Here is a 26,063-nt window from a genome sequence, read left to right on the forward strand (position 1 = left end):
CGGTCGTCCCGCTGCCGACCAGGGCGCCGGTCTCGATGCGGAAGGCATGCCCTCTGCTCAGGGCCTGATCGAAGTCGAAGGCCTGATACGCCCAGATCCCGGGGCGATCATCGCCATCGGGCGTTCCGGTCTCGGGGCTGGTGTCCCGGTTGGGGTCGCGCCGGACCAAGGTTTCGTTGTCACGGTAGACTGTTCCGGTTCCCGAGCTTTCGGTTTGAACGTTCTGGGTTGTGCTGGGGTCTAGAATGACGATGTCCCAATCGGATCGGGTCGGAGGCGTGGAGAAGGTGATTTCTGTTTCTGTTCTCGTGCTGTCGGTGCGAAGTCTCAAGGGGGCGTCCTGCATGCTGTGCTCCTGGTCGGCCACCGCGACGAAAGGGATTATCATGTCAAAGCACAATCCAACCATGCACAGCAGCCAAACCGCGGCCGAGCGCCTCACCCATCCCTCTCCGGCGCGTAATGCCGTTTCGTTCCTTTTCATCGGTTTAAACCACATGTGGATCGGTCTGGCTCCCTGACACAGCCCGGCCAGGGTGCCCGCTTCGGGACGATGCCGGGCTGTGTCAGGGGAAGCTTTTGGTCCAGTGGTTAGCGCGGCTGAACCTACAGGTTGCCGGTCTCAATACAACGACACTCACGATCTGGTGGCATGAACTCGCCGGATAGGTGGCAAAGTCTTGCCGAACGTTTCAGGTCCGGTTGGTGAGTCCGTGCGGATCAAGAGCTTGGGGATTTGGTATGCTATCCGGTCCCCCTGCCTTTTTAGTGCTTGGTAGGCCTGTTGCGCCGCCGCACGGCGCCCATGAGGCCTAGCCCCCCCAACAGAAGCAAGGCAGTAGCCGGAAGCGGGATCACCTCGATCACGCTGGCTTCGGTATAGGACAGTGTTGCCGTCACGGTATCTCCATCCCCGAAATCGTCGACGAGTTCGCTGAAGAGCATCTCTACCACCGTCTTGCCGTCAGCCAGAAGCGTGTCGAGGAGGCCTCCCGGAAGACCGAGGCTCAACGAGAAGATACAATCGTCCTGTGAGGAGAAGGTGACGCCCGGAATGGTCGTCGCTGCGGTGCTGATCGTGCAGGTATAGCTGCCCAGGAACTCTTCATCCGCCAGCAGCGTAAAGAACTCGCCCGGGTCCGTGATATCCAGACCCGGGAATTGCGGGGTGGTCAGAGCGGGCCCGGTCGCGATGGTCAGGATGCCCCCGGTGCCGTCGCTCGGGGCGAGTCCGGTGAACTCGAAGGCGAGATCGTTCGCGAAACCGCCCGCTCCGGTCACCGTCCGCGTGATGCTGACGGTTGCTGCCTGCGCGACAGAGCCGCAAACCACCAAAAAGCCCGCCGCGGCGAGCACAGCCGTCCTAATCATGTCTACCCCCAAAATCTCGTACTGTGGCGTTCCGCCGGAAGGCGCCCATCGGACATGTCCCGATGCGGACACGGAAAACCACAACACCCCATGGGACAGGGTATCTATCGGGGATTTGCCTTACAAGCCTTCATGGGAAGGGAGGAACTCCGCTTCCGGCTGAATCCTACCGGGCGCACAGGGTACCGGCGCGGCTATGCCCCGGTGCCGACGAAGTCCAGCAGGGCTGTCCGGCGGCGATCCGCGACCTGATCCCAGCCATAGAAGGGTGCATCCGCCAGGGCCTGGGCGCCGAGGGCAAGGCGCAGATCCTCGGTCTCGTGCAGCCGGGTCAGGGCTGCGGCCAGGGCCTCGGCATCGGAGGGGGGCACGACCAGCGCGTTCGATCCGTCCCTGGCGATCCAGCCGCCGCCCATCGGGGTCGCGACCAGGGGCAAGCCGTAACCGGCCGCCTCGTAGATGACCTGAGGGCCGCCTTCTTCGAGCGAGGGAAAGACGAAGACATCGGCCTCGCGATAGACCCGGCCGATATCCTTGACGAGCCCCATGAGGCGCACGGTGCCGGGGATGTCCCCCAGCAGCCGCGCGCGCATCTCGTCGCTGGCGAAGGGCCGTTCGACCGGACCCGCCAGCCACAGCTCGGCAGGAAGCGCCGCCCGCCGCCAGGCCTCCATCAGCGTGTGCAGGCCCTTGCGCAGGGCGATGAGCCCGACATAGAGGAACCGCAGGGGTCGGCCCGCGGTGCCGCCGGGCCGCCGGTGGGGCGGATCAGGGGGCTGAAAGGCCCCGTAGCTTGCGGGCAGGATCGCGGGAACGGCGGTTTCGCTCTCGCGGATCGAAGGCTCCACGAAGGGGCCGGGGGCAAAGATCGCGTCGGCCTGCCGGACCCGGTCGCCTTCCTGTCGAAGGGTTGCTTCGGTGTAATAGGGGTAGTGGGGCATGCCCATGCGGTCGCATTCCACATCGAGGATCCGCTTGGCATGAGCCACATGGGTGTTGATGAACTCGATCACGATGCGGCCGCCGCGGGCGCGGGCTTCCGCCATCGCCTCGATCGGTGCGCCGGGCCAGAAATAGCAGATATCCCCGGGGCGGACGCATTTCAGGGCCTGCGCCTGGCTGCGTCGCTCCAGAAAAGGCGCAATCCGGGGCCGGGCCGCCAGTCGGCGCCGCATCGGGCCGGGCAATCCGGCGGGCAGGGCCGGAGCCATGATCCCCGCCGGGTCCGGGCGCAGGCAGGCGGCCGTGTGCACCGTGACCGGCAGGCCCTGATCGGGCCAGTGCGAGCAGATCCGGTAACAGGTCTCGCCCGACCCCCGTCCCCAGAAACTGGCCGGATAGAAGACGATCACGTTCGGCGATGGCATCGGGACACTTTCTTGTCGGCTGGGACCGGTGCGGGTGCCCTTTGCCTGGCGGTTACATGCTCGGATGCCCGATCCCGCGTCTTCCTGTCAATCGCCGCAGCCGCCATAGGCGGTCTCTGTTCCCTGAAGGCGTCGACCTGACTGAACGGGCAGATCCGGCGGTCAGTTGCCCCGGGGGGATCCGGGGCGCCAGTTTTCGCCCTGGAAGCGTGCCTTCAGGCGCATGAATGCGAATTTCGAGGCGACAATGGCCTCGGAAAACCGGCCACGACGCAGGGCGCCAAGCGCGACGCGATGCTGCCTGTAGCCGTATTTCGAGTACCAGCGCGCTTTGGCTTTGCGCAGCAGATCGGGGTCCGGGGTGAGGCCTGCGGGGCCGAAGTGCTTCTCCAGAACGATGATATGCCAAGGCGGGAATATCCGCCCGCTCTTGCGGGTGGATTGCGCCTGGTGGCGACGATAATCCATCACCACGCGATCATGGCTGTGTATCCCGCCGACCTGGATCAGCCGCAGGTTCGCTTCGATATCCTGGGAATACCGTATCGCTTCATCATATCCCCCGATCGCTTCCAGGGCTGATTTTCGATAAAGACATTGGGATTGCGAGGGGGTCACGCGCATCGCCAGCTCGGCAATCGTGACATTCTCCTGGGGGACCGGGTTGGTTCCAAGGAATGTGCCGGTCTCGTCGATGACGTTGTTCGACCCGAAGACCATGGCGGCGTCAGGATGCTGCTCGAAGACCTCCAGATGGTGCCGGATGGCATCCTCGGTCAACCGGTCATCCGCATCGAGGAACAGGATGAATTCGCCACGTGCCCGGGATAGCCCGGTATTGCGCGCAGCGGCGGCCCCGCCATTGGGGCGGTGCGTGGCGGTGACCTCGGGATGCGTGGCGGCCAGCTGGTCGGCGACCTTGGCGGTCCCATCGCTCGAGCCGTCATTGACTATGATGATCTCGATGGGCGGCACAGATTGTCCCAGGGCCGAGTGCACCGTTTCTTCGAGGTATTTTTCCGCGTTGAATGCCGGGACGACGACACTTACCGATGGGGCCATCGAAGCACCGATCCTTATGGATGAACAGTCTGCCTTGAGTGTCGCGGCGGCTGCGTCAGCCGCGGCTTTATGTGTCGTGTGCCGTAAGGATGGACGAACTGACGAGTCGGCACAACCGACTGTGTGGGCAGATGTCTATGGCGTGCGGCTGATCGGCGGGGTTACCTTTTTGGAGGGCAGATTCTACTCGGCCGTAGGGTGGATCGGTCCGACTTCGGGAACGATGCCCATGATGGTCCTATAATCCTTCGATTCTTGTCGTGTTCCTGCCCCATCCCTGTTGCACCTCTGGCCGGAACGGAACTAACGTCGCGCGGTTTTTACAGCCGATCATGACAAATCCGTCAGGTATCGGGCAGAGGCAAGGTTTCAGGCATGAGCAGCAAGGTTCGGATCGCCGTGGTGGGGCTCGGCAAGATGGGGCTCAGCCATTTCGCGATGGTCAATGCGCACCCCGATGCCGAGACGCTTGCCTGTGACGGGTCGGGCTTTCTGGTGGATGTGCTGTCCAGGAACATCGCGACGCCGATCCACAAGGACTACGCCGTGCTGCTGGAAAAGGAGCGGCTGGATGCCGTGGTGATCGCCACGCCCTCGCGGCTGCATGCGCCGATGGTGCGCGCGGCGCTGGACAGGGATATCCATGTCTTCTGCGAGAAACCCTTCTGCCTCGACTGGGCCGACAGCGCGGCGCTGACGGAGCTGGCCGCCGAAAGGGGCCGGGTGGCGCAGGTGGGCTATCACTACCGCTATGTCGGTGCCTTCCGCGAGATGAAGCGCATCCTGGACAGCGGCGCGCTGGGGCGTGTCACCCATGTCCTGGCCGAGGCTTACGGCCCCGTCGTGCTGCGCCCCAAGCGCGCGACCTGGCGCACCAGCAAGGAGGAGGGGGGCGGCTGTCTTTACGATTACGCGGCGCATCCCCTGAACCTTCTGAACTGGTTCTTCGGCACGCCCGACCAGGTGACGGGCTCGGTGCTGGGGCAGGTGTTTTCCGAAGGCACCGATGACGAGGTGTTCTCGACGCTGCGCTGGAACGATGGGCCGACCGCGCAGCTTTCGGTGAACTGGTCGGACGAGAGCTATCGCAAGATGTCCACGAAGATCGCGATGATCGGCACCAACGGGCGGCTTTATGCGGACCGGCAGGAATGCCAGCTCTACCTGCGCGAGCCCCATGACGCGCTGCCGGGCTATGGGCCGGGCTGGACGGTGAAATACACCACAGAACTGACCGAGGATGCCTGGTTCTACCTGCGCGGCGAGGAATATTCGGCGCAACTGGCCGAGTTCATCGCCGCTGTGCGCGACGGCAAGGGGGCGGCGGCGGAAAACAGCTTCGCCTCGGCGACCGAGACCGACCGTACGCTGGCGATGATCATCGAGAATGCCGAAACCGGGCTGCCCGTGGGCGCGGCGCGCGCCCGTGCGCCCGAACCCGCGAAGCGGCGCGGCTGGTTCGGGCGATAGGGAGATGACGATGGACAGGCTCTTGTTCGGCATCAACCACATGTCCGAGGAAAAGGCCCGCGCCCAGGCGATGCGCTTCCGGAAGACCGACGCGATCATGGAGGTACTGGACATCGCCTATGACGAGGGCATCCGCACCTTCATGTGCACCACCCATGACCGCATCGCCGAGGTGGCCGAGCGGGTGCGCGCCAACCCCGCGCGCTACCGCGATTTCACCTTCTACCCCTGCATGCCCTATGCCCACAAATACGCCAATGCCGTGACCGAGCATGGCATGGTCGGCGCGCTGAAGCATTTCATGCCCGAGGACGGGCTGTTCGCGACCGCGCTGGCGGGCGGCAAGGCGCTGGCGACCCGCGAGGTCGACGGCATGGCGCGGGTGCTGATCGACATGGAGATGAAGATGTTCGCGGGCACCAAGACGCCCGTGATCTTCGTGCAGAACGTGTTCACCGACCTGCTGCTGGGCATGGGCTTCACGCGCGCCTTCCGCATCTTTCACGACCATATCGTCGAGAAATACGGAGCGGAGCCGGCCTATATCACGATGAACATGCCGATGCTGCTGGATGCGCTGGCAAAAGAGGGCATCGAGCGGCCGATCATCTGCGCCAACATCAACAAGATCGGCTTCCGCATGTCGGGGGGCTTCGATGCCTATCTCGACGCGCTGAAATCGGGGCGCGTGCGCGCCATCGCGATGTCGGTCTATGCCAGCGGCGCGATCCCGCCCGACGAGGCGATCCACTGGATTTCCGAACTGCCCGGTGTGGAATCCATTGTCTTCGGCGCATCCTCGGCGGGCAATATACGCGGGACCAAGGCATTGGTGGACAGATACATGCGTGTTGCGGCCTGACCATGTGATATGCCGTCCAGGGAGTGTGAACTGCGATCCGCGGAGCGGACGCGGGGTCGGGTTCGGAAGGCATGATCCCATACGGGGAGAGACAGCATGGATGCACCAGCCAAGACCATCGAAGAGATCATCCCCTGCAGGCTCTGCGGTGTCGACGATGCCGAAGTCGTGTTCGAGAAGGATCAGGCGCAGAAGGCGCGGATCGTGCGCTGCAGGCGGTGCGGGTTGATGTATGCCAGTCCCCGGGCGCGCCTCGTGGATCACGAATTCTACGAGCAATGGGAAGAGCCCGCGGGCCTGCTCGGGGGCGTCACGACCGATCCGGGCCACCGGTGGCGCTGGCGCTATGAAAAGGAATCCGGCCAGATCCGCGATTTCGCCGCAACCCAGCGTACCCTGCAACGGCTCTACCCGAATGGGGGGCGCATGGTCGAGGTGGGCAGCGGTCTGGGCTATCTGCTGCGCAGCTTCAAGGATGAGGGCTGGGATGTTCTCGGCATCGACCCGTGGCGCGAATTGCCGATCCATACTAGGGAAGTCCACGGAATCGAGACCATCGCGACAACACTGGAACAGGCCGCGCTTCCCGATAGATCCGTGGATGTCGTCGTCATGCTGCATGTCATCGAGCATGTTCCCGATCCGATCGCGACACTGCGCGAAATTCACCGCATTCTCAAACCCGGCGGTCATGCGGTCATCGAAACCCCGCGCTATGACACGTTCATGTTCAAGGTGATGCGCCATCGCGAGCGCAGCGTGAAGTGCGACGGGCATATCTATTTCTTCACCTTCGAGACACTGCGCCGGGCCTATGAGAAGGCCGGTTTTGCCGAGGTCGAGACGCGCGCCGTGGGGCGCACGCTGTCGATGGAGCGATTCCTGTGGAATGTCGGAACCATGTCCGGTCGCGCCGGTCTGCGCACGGCCCTTGGCAATCTTTCCTCTGCCCTGCATCTGAACCGCCTGCGGTTCACCCTCAACCTGCGGGACATGCAGCGTGTCGTCATCAGAAAGGAAGCCATTTGACATGAAGCATGAGACCGGCCTGAACAGTACCTTCCTGAAGCCGTCCACCCCCTTGCGGCAGGTGCCGATCCTGAACGCCTGGGTCCATGACGTGAGCATGGACGAGGTGGTGGCGGATTTCACCGAAGGCGCGCTGCTGACGCTGCATGTCGACATGATCATGAAGTTGCAGCAGGATCGCGATTTCCACGCGATCCTCGAGCAGTTCGACCTGGTCACCTGCGACAGCCAGATCATGTATTTCGCGCTGAAATTCCTCGGCGCGCCGGTTCGGGAACGGGTCTCGGGTTCGGATTATTTCCCGCGCTTCTACATGCATCACAAGGACAACCCGGAGGTCACGGTGTTCCTGTGCGGCGGCAAGCCCGGGATCGCCGATCTGGCCGCAAGCAACATCAACGCGAAGGTCGGCCGGCGGATGATCGTCGGCACCGATGCGCCCGCCTTCGATTTCGAGACGAAACCGGGCGAGATCGAGCGGATGATCGAGGCGATCAACGCCTCCGGCGCCACGGTCTGCCTGGTGGGCCTGGGCGGCGGACGGCAGGAAAAGTTCATCGTGAAATACCGCGACCGGATGCCGAATGTCCGGCTCTGGCTGCCCCTGGGCGGCACCATCGACTACGAAAGCGGCACCTTCGCCCGCCCGCCCGCCTGGATCACCGAGGCGGGGTTCGAATGGCTCTACCGGCTGCTGCGCGAGCCCCGCGCGCGGTTCCACCGCTACGTGATCCACGAGCCGCCCTTCCTCTGGGCGGTGCTGAAGCAGAGGCTGGGGCTCTACCGGAATCCGTTCGTGGGTGGGAGGGCAGGTTCGTGATGGCCGCTTCGATTCGCGACACATGTCGGATGCTGCACAGATGAGGCTTCCAGACTTTTTCATCATTGGGGCAGCGAAAGCTGGGACGACAACCCTACATGCTATGCTCGATAGACATCCGGGCATATTCATGTCCCACCGAAAAGAGCCGGAATTTTTCGCGCGTGACGAGCTCTATGAGAAGGGATTGTCTGAGTATGCAAGGCATTTCGAGAATGCCTTGCCCAATCAGCTTGTTGGAGAGGCATCGACCATCTATTCGCTGTCTCCACTGTTCCCGCATACCGCCAGCCGCATTGCGCGCCATATCCCAGATGCGAAGATCATCTATGTTATGCGTGAACCGGTTTCGCGCGCCTATTCCTATTATTTGCAGATCATCAAGAACTATCAGAATGTCACCCGAGACATGCGCGTAAATCGGAGATTTGAGGAGTTTGTGATCTCAGAGCGGCACGCCTCGGCAGCACCCCGCGAGTTGGTCTTCTCGTCCACCAATTCTCATTTGCCGGACGTGCCCGATCTCTGTCTGGCTGGCAGCGACTATGTGCGTCAGATCGATGCCTATCTAGAGCATTTCCCAAGATCGCAGATGCTGTTTCTACTTTTTGAGGAGTTCTCTGCCAATCCCAGTTCGGTGGTTCGAAAGATAACGGATTTTCTCGGTATGGCGCCACTCGATGAACAGATACTGCGAGATGACGCACTGGTTCGGAACGTTTCCAATCGGCATTTTGAAGATTTGGAGGCCGCGAGAAGCCTTTCTAAGTTGCGGGATAAGTTAGGATTTCTTTGGCCTGCACGGAAGGCACTACCCAAAAACATGCGCGCTCCTTTGATAAGATTACTGTGCCAGAGTAATGAGAGGGGGAGCATGCCCTTGCCGATGGAGCCCGGAACGCGTGATATGTTGTATAGTCAGTATCGCTCGCAATTCCAGAGATTGTCGGTGCTCACCGGGCTGGACTTTTCGCCTTGGGTGAAGGTCTCTGACGAGGCAGAGTGAGCTGCCTCGGCGTTCAGATTTGGGAGAACGTGATTAAATTCCCTATTGAATCTGCATTCAGCCAGATGGCGATGGCTGCGATCGCGACCGCAAGGGCGCCATAAACTAGATCATGGGTCCGGTCCCAGCCGGCATAACGGCGTGTCGCGTTGACCAAGATCGGGTAAACGATTAGCGCCGCCAAGCCCGGAGCGGCAACTGCGCCGACAATCCCAAAATATCTGACTCCCACGATCAGAAGCGTGGTCTGAACAATTGCTGTAGCGATGATCCTATCAGCATAGCGTCTGGAATCTCCGGCTGCCAGCATCAGCGAGCCATAGCTGCTCAGGATCACCATAGGCATCTGTGAAATCGACAGCAGAACCATAATTGGTCCCGCCAGCGCATAGCGCGGATCGTAGAGCAAATCCACCAATAGAGTGCCCGACATGGCTAGGATGGCCGATAGCCCTAGAAGCCCACCGGTCATCCGCCAGCGTATGTAGAAGATCTTGCGCCGGTTCTCCGCGCTCTCCCAAGTCGGCCGCTGCTTGTAGAGAGGAAAGACGATCTTGCTGGCCAGCGGACGACCCAGAAGCAGCGGCACGCTGGCTAGGAAGAACCCTACCGTATAGATGCCCAGCATCTCCAGGGTGATGAACTTGCCCAGGATCGCACGGTCGGCATGGTTCACCATGAAACCGGCGGCGCTGCTGATGAAGATCCACTTGCCGAAGTGGAAGAGTTCGCCGAATGCCGTGCGCTCGATCTGGAAGCGGTCGCGATGACCCGGCAGGGCGTAGTGGAACAGGGCCAGGCTGATTGCGGCGCTGGCGAGCGAGCCGATGACCAGCGCCCAGACCGAGTGGAGCAGGATGGCCAGGGCGACCATGATCAGGATGCCGAGAACCTGGGCGGTGATCCTGATGATCGTCAGCCTGCCCATGACCAGATCGCGGTTGGCCGTGTAGATTCGCGTGGGATTGAAGCCGCTGATCACGATGGCAAGGCCGGCTACGGGCAGCATCTGCGCGAGCCGCGGGTCGTCGTAGAACGCGGCCAGAGGCCAAGCGAAGGCGCATGCCAGAAGCCACAACAGCAAGCCGCGCAGCACCTGCAACGTCCAGGCGGTATTGAGAAAGGCCGGTTCGCGGCTGCGGTTGTTCTGAATGATCGACGGCCCGAAGCCTGTATCCGACATCATGCTCATCCCGGTCAGGAAGACCTGAATCAAGGCCATGAGCCCGAAAGCCTCGGGAAAGAGCAGGCGCGTCAGCACCAGATTGGAGGCCAGGCGCAGAACGTTGTGAGACAGCATTTCCCCCAGCGTCCAGAGCGTGCTTCTGGCAGCACGGGCCTTGAGGCTGTCGCCGCGCAGAAGACTGCTGAGCCTGTGGGGCGGGCGAAGGAAGAAAAAGGCCATCATGATCGCTTTGGATGGAGCGCCAGTTGCCGAATGTCCTGCGCGGGAAAGATCTTACCCTGCCGGAATGAAACGGGGAAGGGCAGGGTGCACTGCTTCCAGCACCTCCATCAGCCGTGCCTCTGCCGCCGCATCGCTTTCGCCCGGACCGATCTGCGTGGTCAGCCGCACCAGCGCGCCATCGGTGCGCCCTGTGCGGACGCCGTCCATCATCAGCCAGAACTTGGCCGCGAAATCCCAGGCGAGGCGGCGATCCTTCTGCTGGAACCAGTAATAGACCATCATTCGCGTCTCACCCTTCTGGATGATCGCGCGGTTGATCCTGAAGGGGGTGGTACTCCCCATCCTTTCGGTGATGTCGGTCCGCTCCAGCCAGGCGATTTCCCAGCCGGCGCCGGGCAGGCAGATCTCGGGAGAATGGACCCCGCCCTTGCTCTGGTCGTTGTACCAGGCCATGAACAGGCCCACCCGCGCGCTATCGTCCGATCTGACCAGGGAGACCTGGTGGTAATCGTCCGCACCCAGGCTGCGTTCGACGCCAGTACTGAGCATTTCGCGCGGGCCACGCTGTTCCCAGGCGCCCAGTTGCCGCGGGAACAGCGCGAAGCCGTCACGGGTTGGTGCAACGGCGCCGCGCTCGGGCATGGCCTGCACTGCGGCCGCCGCGGCCAGCGCGATGCCGGCGGCCGCGATCAGCGCCGCAGAGGGGCGCACATATTGCAGCCGCTTGACCTGCTGGGCGAGTCCGGTCGTGTCGAGATCGAGCGCCTCGGCCAGCCCCGGACGACCGGGATGGAAGAACAGCATCAGCCGGGCCAGACCGAACAGGATCACGATCGAGCACAGGAAGATCACCCAACCTTCGAAGAAATGGGTGAAGCCCTCCAGCCATTCGACCCCGTAGAGCTGGGCGATGACACCGGCCACCGCGATCCGGATCGAGTTCATCACGATCGCGATGGGCACCGCCGAGACCAGCAGAACCGCCTTGTGCCATTTCGGGCCCTGATAGAGCACCGCGAAGATGTAGGAGAAGCTGAGGATCGGGAACATGTAGCGCAGCCCCGAACAGGCCTCGGCCACATGCAGCTTGGTCACGCCCAGGTCGATGATGTTGCCGTCCAGGAAGACCGGCACCGACATCAGCCGCAGGAACCAGACCCCCAGTTCCGAGGACATGAACTGCAGATAGGTCGAAACCTTGTAATAGAGCGTGTCGGGCAGCGGCAGCATGTAGACGAGGTGTAGCACCGGTGGCCAGAAATGCCTGCCCGTCTTCCAGCCGAAGCTGATCAGAAGTACCCCGCCCACCCACAGGATCAGCCCGTAGGCTACGATGTCGTCGATATTGCTGAGGATGCCGAGTGTGCCCAGCAGCAACGCGAAGACGACCAGCAGCACACCCGGCCAGCGGTCGGATTTCGGACCCGGTTCGGGCGGGAACTGCTTGAGCTCGCGCAGAAACATCAGGGCCGACAGCACCGGGATCAGCGGCCCGTGGCTGTATTCGGGCAGTTGCCAAGCGGTGAGCAGCGCGTTGAGGCCGCTCGAGAAGAAGATGCCCGCGGCGACGACGGCGAGCAGAAGCCAGAACAGGCCCCAATTGGCAAAGGCGCTCAGATTTGGCCGGGTTCGTGACGAGGCCGGAAATGCGGGCATTGGGGACCTGTTCGGGATGCTTGTCTCAAACGTGCCGCATTATGGCAGATGCCATATCGCCATGCCACCGCTCAGGGCCTGACCGGGACGGATATGGTCATCGGGATAGCGTAGGTTTGAACAAAGCCATGTGACATCCCTCATTGAACCGGTACGCGGGACAGCCTGTCCGAATCTCGTATGGGCCGCGGTCTACACCTTGACCACCCTTTCCATCGCCAGCCCGCGCCGGGTGATGGCATTGCGGGTGTCGATCACCGGGCAATCGAGCGCCAGCAGGGCCGGATAGTCGATCGCGTCGTGATCGGTCGCGATCAGCACCGCGGCGAAGCGGCCGGGGGCGAGCGTCGCGGGGTCGGTGGCCTGGCGGGCGGCATATTGGCGGTATTCGCGCATCGGCGGGATCTCGGGCACATGCGGGTCGATATAGCTCACCTTCGCCCCCGCCTCGTCAAGCAATTGCATCAGCTTCATCGCCGGGCTTTCGCGCATGTCCGAGACGTTCTTCTTGTAGGCCACACCCACCAGCAGGATCTCGGTGCCCTTCAGGCCCCGGCCGCTGTCGGCATCCACGATGGCGCGCAGCCGGTCGATGACATGGTGCGGCATGCGCGTGTTGATTTCGCCCGCCAGTTCGATGAACCGGGTCGGCACCTCGAATTCGCGCGCCTTCCAGGTCAGGTAGAACGGGTCGATCGGGATGCAGTGCCCGCCAAGGCCCGGTCCGGGATAGAACGGCATGAAGCCGAAGGGCTTGGTCGCGGCGCCGTCGATCACCTCCCAGACATCGATGCCCATCGCGTCGTAGACGAGCTTGAGTTCGTTCACGAGCGCGATGTTGACCGCGCGAAAGATGTTCTCGGTGATCTTGACCGCCTCGGCAGTCTGGGTCGTGGACACTCGCACCGTGCGATCCACGACGCGGGCATAGAACGCCTCGACCAGATCGCCCGCGATCTGGCCCGACCCCGCCACCACCTTGGGGATCGAGCTTGTGTTGAACGCGGTGTTGCCCGGATCCTCGCGCTCCGGCGAGAAGGCCAGGAAGATCTCCTCGCCCAGCGTCAGGCCGCTTGTCCCCAGGATCGGGCCCAGAACCTCGTCCGTGGTGCCGGGCCAGGTGGTCGATTCCAGCACCACCAGCGTACCGGGGCGGATATGGGCGGCAATGGCATGCCCGGTCTTCTCGACATAGGACAGGTCCGGCTCGCGCTGTGGGTTCAGCGGTGTCGGCACGCAGATGACGATGACCTGGCAGGTCGAAAGCCGGGCGAAATCGGCGGTCGCGTCCATGCCCTTCGCACAGGCCTCCTGCATCGCCTGCGGGCTGACCGCGTCGATATAGCTGGTCGCGGCCATGACCTTGTCGATCTTGCCCGGATCGACATCGAAGCCCGTGACCGGAAAGCCGCGGCGCGCGGCGGTAACCGCCAGCGGCAGGCCCACATAGCCCAGCCCGATCACGCCCACCCGGGCGGTCCGATCGGTGATCGCACGCATCAATGACATGTTCTCGAAATCTCCACCACATGCCGGCCTCATGCGATCCGGCAGTTGCCTTCTCCCGCAGAAAACCGTTCCGGGTCTCTTTTGCAAACCGATTGTGGACATTCTGGGACAACAGCCACCGGATGCTTGCCTGAATGACGGCGCTCGGGCAGAACCGGCGCATGACCAGCATCGCCCCCGCCCCCCGCGCCTATGTCGTGATCTCGCCCGGTCGCAACGAGGCGCAATTCATGCGCCGCACGCTTGACAGCGTGGTGGCCCAGACCGAGCGCCCGGCGGCCTGGGTGATCGTCGATGACGGCTCGACCGACGAGAGCCCCGCGATCCTGGCCGAATATGCCGCGGCCCATGACTGGATCACCGTGATCCGACGCGAGGATCGCGGCCACCGCGCCGTGGGCCCCGGCGTGATCGAGGCGTTCTATGCCGGGCTGGAGGCCGTTTCGCTGGACGACTACACGTATCTCTGCAAGCTCGACCTCGATCTGGATCTGCCCGCGGGCTATTTCGCCGGGCTCATGGACCGGATGGAGGCCGATCCCCGCGTCGGCACCTGTTCGGGCAAGACCTATTACGTGGACGGGGCGGGTCGGCAGATCAGCGAGAAGATTTCCGACGAGATGTCGATCGGCGCGTCAAAGTTCATGCGGGTGGCCTGTTTCCGCCAGATCGGCGGCTTCGTGCGCGAGGTGATGTGGGACGGCATCGACTGCCACAAGGCGCGGATGCTGGGCTGGAAGGCGGTCAGCTGGCGCGACCCGGAGCTTGCCTTCGAGCATCTGCGCCCGATGGGGTCGTCGCAGACCAACATCTATGTCGGTCGCCGTCGCCACGGCGCGGGACAATATTACATGGGCTCGGACCCGCTCTACTTCACCGTGACCGCGATCCGCAAGATGGCCCACCCGCCCTATGTTCTGGGCGGGCTGGCCACGTTGCAGGGCTATCTGGGTGCTTGGCTGAGGCGGGCGCCGCAGCATGGCGATGGCGAACTGCGCCGTTTCGTGCGCGCCTATCAGCGCGAGGTGCTGCTCAAGGGCAAGCGGCGCACCGTCGCCCGGATCGAGGGCGAGCGCGCCAGCCTGTGGTCGCCCGCGTTGCCGGGCTGAGCGTCACGACGCCGATTGCGAGAAGGCGGGCCGCTGGCGGGAAGCAAGCAGCAGGTTCTCCATGTCGTTATAGCGGCAGAAGCTGTCCTTCACCTCGTATCCCGTCCTTTCGTACCAGGCGCGCATGTCGTTCCGGTTATCGGGATTGACCTCGACGAAGATATCCGGGCGGCATCTGTCGATGAGACCGGAAAGGCCCGCCAGGACCGACAGTTCATGGCCTTCGGCATCGATTTTCAGGAAGTCGATATCGGTCTGTGCGAAGTAGGTGTCGCCACGAACGAGCGTGACGCCCTCGGAAAACGCGGTTTCGCCGTCTGCGCTTGTCGCCAATCGTGACGAGCCGAGATTGTGTTCGCGCTGCCGAACCAGATTTGCATTTCCGTCCCTGTCCGAGAGCGCGACCCTGTGCAGCTCGACCCGGTCGTTCAGACCGTTGAGGGCGACGTTCACCGCAAGCAGGCGATGTTGCCGGGCGCCCGGCTCGACCGCGATCACGCGCCGGGCGCCCAGGGCCTTGGCGAAGTAGACAGTGTGATTCCCGACATTCGCCCCCACATCCATGACGGTCGCACCCGGCGGGAGCACCCGGGCGACCATGTCGAGTTCTTCGGGCTCGTAGAGTTGCCCCTGCGCATGTTCCCGTTGGATCAGGTCATACCGGTTGTCGACTGCAAAGGCGAAATCGACGCCCTTTGTCGTGAACTCGTAGACGCTCAGAAGCCAGACATCGGGGATGTCCCGGCCGACCTTGACAAGCCGGTAACCCCGGCGTCCCAACGCGCCCCTGATGGCGTCCTTGAATGTCTGCATTGACGTGGGCCTTTTATGAAAAGGGAATCCGATGCTGCAAAGGGTCGAGACGAGGGTCTCGACCCCGGAACTAGACCATCGCAATGACTTTGCCGCAAGCTTCGGGGCAGGGGGGGCGGTCACATCATCAGAGCCGATTCGCGTTGACCCCGCCTTATTCGTCCAATTCGGCCGGGAAAGTTGCGTGCGCCTGAAAGCGCTGTAGATTCAAGCTGCTAGCTTGAAGACGAGTCGGGCGCGGTGGCCGTGTTGCTTCGGCCGCCACGCTCCGGGTCGGCCCGGTCGCGTTCCACGATCCGCGCGGGCACGCCGACGGCGGTGGCGCCTTCGGGCACGTCGGTCAGCACAACGGCATTCGCACCGATCCGCGCCCCGTGGCCGATCGTAACCGGGCCCAGAACCTTGGCGCCTGCCCCGATATAGGCGCCGCGGCACACCCGCGGGGCGCCCGCCTTGGCGGTCTGGCCGAGCGTGACCTGCTGCATGATCAGGCAATCCTCCTCGACGACGGCCTCGCGATGGATCACCACGCCGTTGAGATGGGGGAAGCGGACGGATCGGGCGATCTTGGCCTCGCGCGCGATGTCCGATCCGCTGAGGATTGTCCAGAAAGCATGGGCAAGCTTGCCCCTTGCCCCGGCGATCCGGGCGCGCAGACCCCTGTGCCCGGCGGTGTTCTGGAATCGGTGCAGCGCGGCGATGAGGTGGCGGTCCTGGCCGTGAAGAAGAAACATTGCGGGGCCTGCTCAGGAATCGGGAAAACGCACCGGTCGAACGCTGGGCAGGGTATGGGCGATCTCCTCCTCCAGCGCATCCAGAAAGCCATAGCGCTGCCGGTAGAGCGACCGTTTCTTGGCCTTGATCTCGTCGAGCGGCCTGCGTCCGGACGAAACCGGCAGAGCGAATGTGTCATCCGAGACCTGCGTGCCGCCGCGTTCCAGCCAGACCGTGTCGTAATCCTGCGGCGCGATCGTCTTGGCCCCGAAAAACGGGTGCCTGTGGTGACGGGCGGCATCGCTGACCGCGTGAAGCTCGGCGATGCCGAAGCGGCGGGCCAGCATGCGCAGGGTCTCGATCAGGAAATCGCGGGGACGGATGCCGAACAGGGCGCGCGTCAGGTCGCGGTAGAGATCAAGTGCATTGTCGGTGTTCCGGCCCTGCAACGCGCCGATATAGGCGCAGAGCTCACCAGCCCCGTTGCGAAAGAGCGAGAAGGCCAGCGAATAGGCGCGAAAGCTGTCGACGAACAGGTTCAGCGTCAGCCCGCCTTCGCGCATGAACCATTTCGGCTGGTCCAGAACGAGGCGGCAGCCCGGGTGATGTGCCCCCAGATCGGCCAGGACCAGACGTTCCCCGGTGGAAAACGGGAAGGGCGGGCCGAGGCGGTCGATCTCGCGGCAATGGGCGAGGATCCGGTCGAACCGCTTGGCGGCGGGCCAGGTGGCGTTCTGATAGGGCCAGAGCAGGGCGCCCAGCATTTCCGGGCGCTCGGCGATGAGTATATGGGCACAACTGCCGGGGGCGGCATTAAGAAGCGGGCGGAGCGATGATCGCCGCCGCGCCGCCGCCAGCAGCATCTTGGCCCGGAGCGTCACCTGCGCCGGAGAGTGTCCGGGAAACAGCTCTTGGGCCGTGCGCCTGACGATCAAGAGGCTACTCATGTCTCCTTCAACTCCAGTGCCTTTCTGAGAAACCGCTCGCGCGTGCGGTGCATCTCTTCATGGGTGTGGCGTCGAGCGGCGGCCAGTGCGGCAGGACGCATCTGCGCGAAGGCCTCGGGTGCGGCGGCAAGTTCGGCCAGCCGCGTGGCCAGTTCCGTGCCATCGCCGGGAGTAAAGAAAAGGCCGGTCCGGCTTTCCTCGATCACCGAGGCGTTGCCGTTGGTACGGGAGGCGAGGCAGGGCAGTCCTTGGGAAAAGGCATCGAAGGCGATCCTGGGCTGTTCCTCCGTCCGGTTCGCGATCACCACGCCGTCATAGCGGCGCAGAAGCTGGAAGAAGGGTGCGCCATAGGGCAAGGGCTCGAGGAAACGCATCTCAACCGCGCCTCGATGAGCGGCCACGAAGGTTTTTACCCTCTCGGCCATCGCGCCCGAGCCCATTATATCAAGCATGAGCGGAGGACAGTCCGGCATTGCCTCGTAGGCTGTTACCGCCGCCATCAGCGTCTCCACGCCCTTCTCCTGTTCCAGCCGTGTGGGGCAGATCAGTCGCAGCGCGCCCGGGGTGCGCGGGGCGAGGTTAGCCGCGTCCAGGATCGCGGAGTCGTCGATCCAGGTGGCCGGTGCGATAAGGCAGTTTTCCGTGCCGCCGAACAGGGTCTCCCGGTACCAGTCCTGGGTGAAGATCCGCGCATCCGCCGTCTTCAGGCAGCGCCGGATCAGCGTGCGATGCAGCCGCTCTGCAAGACGCGCCCGGAACCGGGCGCGGCCGTTTTCCGGGGCCATCCAGAAGCTCGATTCGATCACCATGACCCAGCGAAATGCCAGCACGGGGCGCAGGGGCAAGAGGTAATAGCCGAGGGGGAAGGCCCAGCCCGCCCCACTGGTATGGAGAATTCCGCCCTGCCGTGCCGCGCGCAGCACGGTCAGGAAATTTGGCATCAGGTTGGCGAAGACCGATCCCCATCCGCGGTCGAGACGCAGCGCGAAGACCTGTTTCCGGCTCAGCCCGGGCAGCGGCGTGTCGGCCTTGGTACCCTCGGTCCTGGGCAGAAGCGGGCAGCAGATACGGAACCCCGGCAGATAGTCCAGATGCAGAAGCAGGTCCTTGGCCCAGAGCCTGTCGGTATAGAGCACGCCACCGCTGTTCTCGAACAGCGGGATCCGGGTGAACAATGTGTAAGGCTCCTGGATCATGTGCGGTGCTCCCTGGTTTCATACGGGTGCCGCACCCGAGTCACGATCCTGACGGCCTGATACCCTCATCCTCCATTCCCCGGAACAGCGATGCAAGCCACACCGCTTCCCGCCGGATGTCGAATTCCCGTTCCACATACGCGCGGCCGGCCCGGCCCATCGCGCGGCGTGCCTCGGGATCGGCGGCAAGCCGCAGAATCCGGTCGGCAAGCGCGGTGGCATCGCCTGGCGGCACTAGGTAACCGCTCACCCCGTTCTCCACCAGTTCCGCAACCCCCGCCACCTGGGTGGCGATCACCGGTTTGCCGCTTGCCATCGCCTCCATCAGCACCACCGGGACGCCTTCGGCAAAGCTTGGCAGAACCAGCGCATCGGCGCGCGCCAGAAGCGCCGTGACCTCCTGCTGCGAGAGATAGCCGGTAAAGCGGATGGCATTGCCCAAGGGAGCGGCCAGGGCTTCGAGCGTGGTCCGGTCCTCGCCATCGCCCACGATCGTCAGCCGCAGGCCGGGTTCTTGCGACAGCGCCTCGGCAAAGGCGGCGATCAGCACGCGCAGACCCTTGACCGGCGCAAGGCGGCCGATGAAGACCATGTGCAGCCCGCTGTCCCGGTCCGTCCCCCCATCCGTTGAACCGTAAAGTTCCGGTTCAACGCCGCAATGGACGATCTTCAGCTTCTCCCAATGTTCCGGGGCGGAATGGTACATCGCCTGGCTGCGGGCGAAATGGCTGATGCAGGCGACGAAGCGCGCCTCAGCCACCTTGGCGTCAAGCCGCCAATGCGTCGCCTCGAACAGATCCGAGGGGCCATGCAGCGTGAAACTGAAGTCGATATCGGCAAGCCTGGCGGCCAGCATCGCCACCGTCGCACTGGCCGAGGCGAAATGATTGTGCAGATGGCTGACCCCGTCCTTGCGCAATTGCCGCGCCAGCACAGTCGCTTCGGCGAAATAGATCAACTGATAGAGCAGCGCCCGCAATCCCGGCGCGCGCAGCCGTAGCGCCAGTGCCAAGGTCCGCAGGTAGCGCCCCGGCTCGCGCAGCGCCGTCCCCTGGGCCGTGATCAGGGTCAGCGGGTTGCACGCGGCCCGGAGCACATAGAAGGTCCGGGCTGCCTCGCGTCGCTCGGCCCGGCCGAGCAGGGTCTTCGGGTCGGCCCGGCGGATTGCACAGGGCCTTATGTCGAGGCCCTGGTCGCCCAAGGCCTCGATCTCGCGCAGGATGAAGGTATGCGATACCGCGGGGTAGTAGCCCGTCAGGTAGGCAATGGAGGGATCGTCGCCCGGCCCGTGTGTCTTCGTGCTCAAATGTCTACTCGCCTGTCTGTTGCGATCCAGGGATCGGGCCGGGCGACGTCGGTGGACTAAAGTTCTCAGGCGCCCACCGAGGGATATACCGACCTTGGTCTCATGCGGATGTCACTGTAAGACACCAACTTGGTCAAGGCCGCGCGCCGATGGCCGACGACACCCCGCGCGCCCCGGATCGTTCGTCGACTTGCCGAACCAGATCGAACCAGCCGACACGGGATGGCATGCTCCCGGTGATCGCGCACGCTGGACCATACCGATCAAGGATCATAACGACTTTCTACGCCGTAAACTCTACACCGGTATTGTTTATCAGTTGGACGTAGATCGGCACGATGTCGACGGCGAGACCGGTCGCCCCGTTTCGGTAGACGATTGTCGGCGCCATATATCATCAGTCCCGCCCTGCCGCCGCCGCTGAGGTCGCCATCGATAGCCGTCAGGGCCGTACCCGGGAAGGTGGTCCGAACTACCCAAATGATTGCCGAAAGAAGAGTAATTCTGACGGACGGTGGTCGCGCCGGAGCGCAATGGCCTGAAACGCTGTGTTTCCCAAGAGCGGTTTGCTATGTGTTGCGCGACGCTGTGCAAGATGAGCCTGACACGAAGCCCGGTCCTGATCCCGCTTCAGCCGGATCCTGATACGAGATAACCCATGCCGCCCCTGGTTGCCCTTTTTGCCTGGCCTGTAGTAGTCGCCATCCTGTTCCAGAGGCTGCGCCTGCCGTTGGCCATTCTGGTGGCCATTGTTGCGGGCTATCTGCTGCTGCCTTCGAGTACCGAGATCGACCTACCCCTGCTGCCGGCGCTCAACAAGCATACGGTACCGGTTCTGAGCGTCCTTCTCATGATCGTGCTGGTCGCTGCGCGGGACCGGACCGCGCACCATGTGCCGGGTCTGCTACCTCGCCATCCCCTGGCCCGCCTGTTCCTGTTGCTTGTGGCTGTCGGGGCTTTCCTGACGGTGATCACCAATGGCGAAACGTTGGTCTACGGGCCAACCGTTATTCCGGGATTGCGCCCTTATGACGGGTTCTCGGAGGTTCTGACCGCGATCATGCTCATCCTGCCGCTGCTGGTGGCACGGAAATACCTCGCCGATCCCGCTTCGCATCGCCTGCTCCTGCTGGTGCTCTGCATTGCCGGTCTGGCCTATTCGCTTCTCGCGCTGTTCGAGGTGCGAATGTCGCCCCAGCTCAACAGGTGGGTCTATGGCTTCTTCCCGCACAGCTGGGCGCAGCATTTCCGCGGAGGCGGGTTCCGCCCCGTGGTCTTTCTCGGACATGGCCTTTGGCTGGCGATCTTCTTTTCGGCGACCGTCTTGGCGACGCTGGGACTCGCCCGTGTCGATCCGAAGCGGCGTGGCCTCTTCCTGGCAGCGGCAGTCTGGCTTCTGCTTACTCTCGTCCTGTGCAAGTCGCTCGGGGCGCTTGCGATCACCCTGGCCCTGATCCCCTTCGCTTTCTTCCTCGGTATCCGCGGCCAGCTCCTGGTGGCTGCAATCATTGCCGGGCTGTTCCTGACCTATCCGATGGTCCGGGCAAGTAACCTCGTTCCCCTCGACCGGATCATGGATGCGGCCGCGAGCATTGATGAACAGCGTGCAAGCTCTCTCCAGACCCGGCTGGTGAACGAGGACCGGTTGCTGGCCAAGGCGCAGGAGCGCCCCCTGTTTGGATGGGGCGGCTGGTCGCGGTGGCGTGTCTTCAACGAGGACGGTGTGGACATCACCATCTCGGACGGGGCCTGGATCATCGAGATCGGTGCCCGCGGCTGGATGGGTTATGCTGGCAAGTTCGGTTTGCTGACCGTGCCCATACTGCTCCTGTTTCTGGGGCGCCGCCGCTCCGGAGTCGGGATGGAAACCTCTGTTCTGGCGCTGATCATGGCCGGAAACCTCATGGACATGATCCCCAACGGTACGATGACGGTTCTTACCTGGCTTTTCGCCGGTGCATTGTGGGGACGGCTCGAATGGCAGGGGCAGGAAGTGGCCCAAACCGAAAGGGAACCGGCCTCAGCGCTCCGTTCGGCCTATCGCCGACCCGTTTCCGAGCCGACGGCAGCGTTGGCAGAGATGCCGACCATCCCCTCTGCTCACGAAACTGTCTATACGCGGCAGACCCAGCGCGTATATCGCCAGAAACGATCTCCCCGTTAAGAGTTTCCATGACCTGTCATATTGCCATCTCGATCATCAACTTCCGCACCGCCGAACTCACGTTGAACTGCGTCCGCTCGGTGCTCCACGATATCGGCGACATCGACGCGCGTATCGTCGTTGTCGACAATGCCTCCGGTGACGGTTCAGCCGACAAGATCGCAGCCTGGATCGCCGCTCAGCCTGCGGGGGCGCCTGTAGAGCTTGTGCGATCATCTGCGAACACGGGATTCTCGGGCGGCCACAACCAGGGCATGGCCGCCGTCGAGGCCGATCACTACCTCATCCTCAATTCCGACGCCGTACTCAGGCCGGGCTTTCTCAAGACGATCCTGGCCGCAGCAGAGGCCCATCCAGAAGCCGGCCTGATCGCACCCTTGATCGAGACCGATGAGGGAGAGATTCAGGTCAGCTGTTTCCGCTTTCAGAGCCCCTGGAGCGAGTTCATTCGTGCAGCGAGCAGCGCTCCGGTCACCCGGCTCCTGCGCCGTCATGTCGTCGCCCTCACGCCACCCGTCGACCCCGGCGAGATCGGATGGGCAAGCTTCTGCTGTATCCTGCTGCGCGGCCGGATGGTGAGAGAGATCGGCCCGATGGACGAGGGCTATTTCCTCTATTTTGACGATTGCGACTATTCGCTGAAAGCGCGCGGCGCAGGCTGGAAGATCGTTCAGGAACCCCGGGCCGTAGCCGTCCATTTCCGCGGCGGCAGCGGCCCGGTCAAGACGCTCGAGAAGGCGCGCAAGCGCCTTCCGGCCTATTACTATGCCTCGCGCACCCGGTTTCTCTACAAGGCCTACGGTCAGGACGGCGTGATTGCGGCGAACCTGCTCTGGCATGCCGGGCGCGCCCTAGCGCAGTCGCGCCGCCTGTTCGGCAAGCCTGTTCCGCGGGCCGTTGCCGCCGAGTGGCGTGATATCTGGATCAACGCCTTCCGGCCGTTGGGCCCGCGGCGGGCCCCCGGTGAATGACATGGCGCTGCCCGATTTCCTGATCATCGGCGCGATGAAATGCGCCACCTCGACCCTGCAGAGGCAGCTGGCCCTGCAGGATGGCGTGTTCATGACCACGCCCAAGGAACCCAACTACTTTTCGGACGATGGTGTCTTCGCCCGTGGACAGGGCTGGTATGAGGGGCTGTTCGCCGCCGCCGGGCCGGACGACATCAAGGGCGAGGCCAGCACCCATTACACGAAGCTGCCGACCCATCCCGCGACCCTCGCCCGAATGCAGGCGCTGCTGTCCCACCCGCCCCGGCTGATCTACATGATCCGCAATCCGCTGGCCCGGGCGGTCTCCCATTACATCCACGAATGGTCGCAAGGGGTGATGTCTGCCGATCCGGCCGAGGCGTTCCGCGCCCACCCGGAACTTGTGGATTACGGCCGCTATGGCATGCAGATCGCCCCCTATGTGAGGGCCTATGGGGCTGATCGCGTTCTCCTGACCAGCCTTGAACAGCTCAAGGCCGATCCGGATGCGGAATTCTCGCGGATCGCCCGGTTTCTGGGCCTGTCCGGGCGCGCCGCCTGGGTGCATGACCTACCGGCACAGAACATTTCGGCCGAGCGGATGCGGCGTTTGCCGATGCAGGGGCTGCTGATCGACAATCCGGTGGCCCGTGCGCTGCGCCGCACGCTCGTTCCCAAGGCGGTGCGCCGTTGGGTGCGCGAGGCGCGCACCATGAAGGCGCGCCCCGAGATCCCGGCCGACATTCAGGACCGGATGAAGGCGCGTTTCCTTGAGGACCGGACGCAGCTGGCCGAGCTTTTCCCCGGCCATCCCGCCCTCGATCTCTGCTACCCGTTCGCGCGCTCATGACCGGGCGTACTGACATCGCTGCGGTCGTGATCGGCCGGAACGAGGGCGTGCGCCTGATCTCCTGTCTCGACTCCCTGGTCGGCAAGGTCGGTCGGATCGTCTATGTCGACAGCGGCTCGACCGATGGCAGCCTCGCGGCAGCCCGGGTCCGTGGCGCCGAGGTGGTCGAACTTGACATGACCATTCCCTTTACCGCCGCCCGCGCCCGGAATGCAGGCTTCGCCCGGCTGGCCGCGGATGGTCCGCCCCCGGCCTATGTCCAGTTCCTTGACGGCGATTGCGCGCTGCAACCCGGCTGGATCGAAACGGCAGCCGCGTTCCTCGACCCCCGGCCCAGGGTCGCCGTGGCCTGCGGCCGACGGCGCGAGCGGTTTCCCGAGGCATCCGTCTACAACCGCCTGATCGACGCCGAATGGGATACGCCGGTCGGTCAAGCCCGGTCCTGCGGCGGGGACGCGCTGATCCGGACCGAGGCTCTGGCCGCGGTCGGGGGCTACGATCCGACCCTCATCGCGGGCGAGGAACCCGAGCTTTGCGTGCGGCTGCGCGCGGCGGGCTGGGAGATCTGGCGGCTCGATGCCGAGATGACGCTGCATGACGCGGCGATGACCCGCTTCGGCCAGTGGTGGCAGCGCACCCGGCGCGGCGGCCATGCCTTTGCTCAGGGCGCTGCAATGCATGGTGCGCCCCCCGAGCGCCATTATGTGCCCCAGCTGCGCCGCGCGCTGGCCTGGGGGATTGCACTGCCGCTTGTCACCCTTCTGGGGGCTTTCTTCACGCCCTGGGCTCTGGTGTTGCTTCTTGCCTGGCCAGCCCAAGCGCTGCGCCTGCGGCTGCGCGGCATGCCCTGGGCGCGGGCGGTTTTCCTGACGCTTGCGAAACTGCCCGAGGCGCAGGGCGTCTTCACCTATCTCTGGCGGCGCCTGACCCGGGCCAGGACCCGTCTTATCGAATACAAGTGACCCTGTGTGTATAAAGCATGTTTGAATACTAAGGAGTGTCGGGAAACCTGTCGGCCTCTGGCCTGATCCCGCGGACTCCCGGGGTCGCGACCGAGAAGCCCTGTCGATGTCGTGTTACAGAAGGGTGTACTTCATATGCACGGGGAAAGAATGATGGGGGATATCGCGGCGCGGCTGTTCGATGCCCTGTCCGGTCGGGAAAGGGCTTTCGCCTACGCAATCGCGATGTTGGCCGTGGTGGCGTGCTGGGGGGTGATTCTGCTGAGCGGAGATCGGGTGAAGTCGATGGATGAACCTGATTTCTTTGCCCTCGCTCAGAACCTCGCCTTGAATGGCGAGTTTGCGGTGGAGCCGGGTATGCCTACCGCCTACCGCGCGCCAGGGTTGGTTTTCTTCCTGGCTCCGTTCGCGCGGATGGGTGCGGGTCTGATTGAAATGCGTCTTGTGAATGCGACGCTGGTTGGCTTCGGACTCGTCGTGCTGTTCCATCTGGTTTGTCGGCACGCCGGGCCCCGCGCAGGGCTTCTTGCAGTTGTTCTTGTGCCACTCTGGCCGGTGGTGATTTACGCAGCATCGACGATTTACCCCCAGACTCTGGCGGCATTCCTGCTGGTTCTGATGCTCTGGTTTCTGGATCGGGTTCGAGAAGACCAATCGTTCCGCGCGGTTGCATCCGGTGCAGCAGTCTATGGTTTTCTGGTCCTTACGGTACCAGTCATACTCTTGCTGGGGCCAGTCCTGCTCGGTTGGGTTCTGCTCCAGTCGAAACGTCGGCTCACGCACACCGCGATTTTCTGCGCTGTTTCCGCGTCGATGGTTGGAGCGTGGACTGTGCGCAACTACATCGTTTTCGATGCCTTCATTCCGGTGGCTACCAGTTCCGGCTATAACCTGTTAGCCGGCAATACTGCCGAGGCGCGTTATAACTCGAGCCTCGATGTTCGTTTCCCCGAATACGTCTATACCGAGATCACCGGGAAGGGAGAGGTGGAACGCAACCGGATCTTCACCCAGGCTGCGCTTCGCGAGATCACTGATGATCCTGGCCGGGCGGTGAAGCTCTACCTGGCAAAGTTCGCTCACTGGTTCGATTACAGCAACAAGCTTTTGTCGGACGAGGTGGTTGAAGGCGGTGCGTCTACGGTTGGCGGGAGTGCACGGGAGGCCGTGCTCTTTGTTACCTGGGCCGCTGTGATCGTTGGCCCTCTCATGCTGCATCTCGTATTTTGCCGGAGTTTCCCATTCCGGCGAGTAGAACTCCTTTTTCTCGTATTGTGGATTGTAGGTGGGTTGGCCTATGCGATCTACTTCACTCGGGTGCGTTTTCGGTTACCCTTCGACTGGTTGGTAATCGCCAGCAACGCAATGTTCCTGACCGCTGTCCTGGAGCATTACGTCGCCCGCGCCCGCGTGAGGCTCGCGCCTGCTCGACGTGCAGAGGACGCTGCTCCTGACTGATACAGCTTATTGG

At 63.4% G+C, this 26,063-nt stretch carries 23 protein-coding genes; 11 read left to right on the top strand and 12 right to left on the bottom strand.

Annotated elements, in window-relative coordinates:
• The 4 genes from EV216_RS14205 to EV216_RS14220 all read right to left on the bottom strand — a co-directional run.
• On the bottom strand, positions 1 to 346 hold a 346-nt coding region (locus tag EV216_RS14205), incomplete at its 3' end, for a hypothetical protein (protein WP_132696192.1).
• Positions 347 to 765: 419 nt separating this feature from the next.
• Positions 766 to 1,371, bottom strand: a complete 606-nt coding sequence (locus EV216_RS14210) for a VPLPA-CTERM sorting domain-containing protein (protein WP_132696193.1) — start codon at positions 1,369 to 1,371, stop codon at positions 766 to 768.
• A gap of 194 nt (positions 1,372 to 1,565) precedes the next feature.
• Positions 1,566 to 2,738 carry a glycosyltransferase family 4 protein gene (locus EV216_RS14215; protein WP_132696194.1) on the bottom strand — a complete coding sequence of 391 codons (1,173 nt, stop codon included), beginning with the start codon at positions 2,736 to 2,738 and terminating at the stop codon, positions 1,566 to 1,568.
• Positions 2,739 to 2,900: 162 nt separating this feature from the next.
• Positions 2,901 to 3,800, bottom strand: coding sequence for a glycosyltransferase family 2 protein (locus EV216_RS14220; protein ID WP_132696195.1), 900 nt, complete (start codon positions 3,798 to 3,800; stop codon positions 2,901 to 2,903).
• A 375-nt stretch (positions 3,801 to 4,175) separates the two neighbouring features.
• On the opposite strand from EV216_RS14220, the gene EV216_RS14225 reads away from it, so the two are divergent.
• The 5 genes from EV216_RS14225 to EV216_RS14245 all read left to right on the top strand — a co-directional run bounded on the left by EV216_RS14225 (position 4,176) and on the right by EV216_RS14245 (position 8,987).
• Positions 4,176 to 5,270, top strand: coding sequence for a Gfo/Idh/MocA family protein (locus EV216_RS14225; RefSeq protein ID WP_132696196.1), 1,095 nt, complete (start codon positions 4,176 to 4,178; stop codon positions 5,268 to 5,270).
• 10 nt (positions 5,271 to 5,280) lie between these two features.
• Entirely contained in the window at positions 5,281 to 6,132 is an 852-nt protein-coding gene (locus tag EV216_RS14230) for a hypothetical protein (RefSeq protein WP_207894012.1), read from the top strand.
• A gap of 96 nt (positions 6,133 to 6,228) precedes the next feature.
• Positions 6,229 to 7,161 (top strand): class I SAM-dependent methyltransferase, encoded by a 933-nt coding sequence (locus tag EV216_RS14235; RefSeq protein ID WP_132696198.1) that lies wholly within the window; start codon positions 6,229 to 6,231, stop codon positions 7,159 to 7,161.
• Between the two features lies 1 nt (position 7,162).
• Complete coding sequence (locus tag EV216_RS14240) at positions 7,163 to 7,981, top strand: WecB/TagA/CpsF family glycosyltransferase (protein WP_132696199.1); 819 nt, start codon at positions 7,163 to 7,165, stop codon at positions 7,979 to 7,981.
• A gap of 40 nt (positions 7,982 to 8,021) precedes the next feature.
• Positions 8,022 to 8,987, top strand: a complete 966-nt coding sequence (locus tag EV216_RS14245) for a sulfotransferase domain-containing protein (RefSeq protein ID WP_165899255.1) — start codon at positions 8,022 to 8,024, stop codon at positions 8,985 to 8,987.
• Between the two features lie 13 nt (positions 8,988 to 9,000).
• Here EV216_RS14245 and EV216_RS14250 read toward each other — a convergent pair whose 3' ends face one another.
• The 3 genes from EV216_RS14250 to EV216_RS14260 form a co-directional block, all read right to left on the bottom strand.
• Positions 9,001 to 10,392: an oligosaccharide flippase family protein gene (locus EV216_RS14250; RefSeq protein ID WP_165899256.1), complete on the bottom strand. Its 1,392-nt coding sequence runs from the start codon at positions 10,390 to 10,392 to the stop codon at positions 9,001 to 9,003.
• Positions 10,393 to 10,446: 54 nt separating this feature from the next.
• Positions 10,447 to 12,051, bottom strand: coding sequence for a VPLPA-CTERM-specific exosortase XrtD (gene xrtD, locus EV216_RS14255; protein WP_132696202.1), 1,605 nt, complete (start codon positions 12,049 to 12,051; stop codon positions 10,447 to 10,449).
• A 192-nt stretch (positions 12,052 to 12,243) separates the two neighbouring features.
• Positions 12,244 to 13,551, bottom strand: a complete 1,308-nt coding sequence (locus EV216_RS14260; protein ID WP_243642087.1) for a nucleotide sugar dehydrogenase — start codon at positions 13,549 to 13,551, stop codon at positions 12,244 to 12,246.
• A 170-nt stretch (positions 13,552 to 13,721) separates the two neighbouring features.
• Between EV216_RS14260 and EV216_RS14265 the strand changes: the two genes are divergently transcribed.
• On the top strand, positions 13,722 to 14,669 hold the full coding sequence (locus tag EV216_RS14265; protein ID WP_132696204.1) for a glycosyltransferase family 2 protein: 948 nt from the start codon (positions 13,722 to 13,724) through the stop codon (positions 14,667 to 14,669).
• Positions 14,670 to 14,672: 3 nt separating this feature from the next.
• On the opposite strand, the gene EV216_RS14270 is transcribed toward EV216_RS14265, so the two are convergent.
• From EV216_RS14270 to EV216_RS14290, 5 genes are all read right to left on the bottom strand, one after another.
• Complete coding sequence (locus tag EV216_RS14270) at positions 14,673 to 15,482, bottom strand: FkbM family methyltransferase (protein ID WP_165899258.1); 810 nt, start codon at positions 15,480 to 15,482, stop codon at positions 14,673 to 14,675.
• 215 nt (positions 15,483 to 15,697) lie between these two features.
• Positions 15,698 to 16,216, bottom strand: coding sequence for a serine O-acetyltransferase (locus tag EV216_RS14275; protein WP_132696206.1), 519 nt, complete (start codon positions 16,214 to 16,216; stop codon positions 15,698 to 15,700).
• A gap of 12 nt (positions 16,217 to 16,228) precedes the next feature.
• Positions 16,229 to 17,143, bottom strand: coding sequence for a VirK/YbjX family protein (locus EV216_RS14280; protein ID WP_132696207.1), 915 nt, complete (start codon positions 17,141 to 17,143; stop codon positions 16,229 to 16,231).
• Complete coding sequence (locus EV216_RS14285) at positions 17,140 to 18,339, bottom strand: glycosyltransferase (protein ID WP_132696208.1); 1,200 nt, start codon at positions 18,337 to 18,339, stop codon at positions 17,140 to 17,142. Before EV216_RS14285 ends, EV216_RS14280 begins: the two co-directional genes overlap by 4 nt.
• Positions 18,340 to 18,379: 40 nt before the next feature.
• On the bottom strand, positions 18,380 to 19,645 hold the full coding sequence (locus EV216_RS14290; protein ID WP_132696209.1) for a glycosyltransferase: 1,266 nt from the start codon (positions 19,643 to 19,645) through the stop codon (positions 18,380 to 18,382).
• Between the two features lie 658 nt (positions 19,646 to 20,303).
• On the opposite strand from EV216_RS14290, the gene EV216_RS14295 reads away from it, so the two are divergent.
• From EV216_RS14295 to EV216_RS14315, 5 genes are all read left to right on the top strand, one after another.
• Entirely contained in the window at positions 20,304 to 21,809 is a 1,506-nt protein-coding gene (locus EV216_RS14295) for an O-antigen ligase family protein (protein WP_132696210.1), read from the top strand.
• An 8-nt stretch (positions 21,810 to 21,817) separates the two neighbouring features.
• Entirely contained in the window at positions 21,818 to 22,780 is a 963-nt protein-coding gene (locus EV216_RS14300) for a glycosyltransferase family 2 protein (RefSeq protein WP_132696211.1), read from the top strand.
• A gap of 1 nt (position 22,781) precedes the next feature.
• Positions 22,782 to 23,630: a sulfotransferase domain-containing protein gene (locus EV216_RS14305; RefSeq protein WP_132696212.1), complete on the top strand. Its 849-nt coding sequence runs from the start codon at positions 22,782 to 22,784 to the stop codon at positions 23,628 to 23,630.
• Complete coding sequence (locus tag EV216_RS14310; RefSeq protein WP_132696213.1) at positions 23,627 to 24,592, top strand: glycosyltransferase family 2 protein; 966 nt, start codon at positions 23,627 to 23,629, stop codon at positions 24,590 to 24,592. The genes EV216_RS14305 and EV216_RS14310 overlap by 4 nt, the downstream gene beginning before the upstream one ends.
• A gap of 153 nt (positions 24,593 to 24,745) precedes the next feature.
• Positions 24,746 to 26,050, top strand: coding sequence for an ArnT family glycosyltransferase (locus EV216_RS14315; protein WP_165899259.1), 1,305 nt, complete (start codon positions 24,746 to 24,748; stop codon positions 26,048 to 26,050).
• Positions 26,051 to 26,063 lie beyond the last annotated feature (13 nt).

Source organism: Rhodovulum steppense (assembly GCF_004339675.1).
Taxonomy (GTDB): Bacteria; Pseudomonadota; Alphaproteobacteria; order Rhodobacterales; family Rhodobacteraceae; genus Rhodovulum; species Rhodovulum steppense.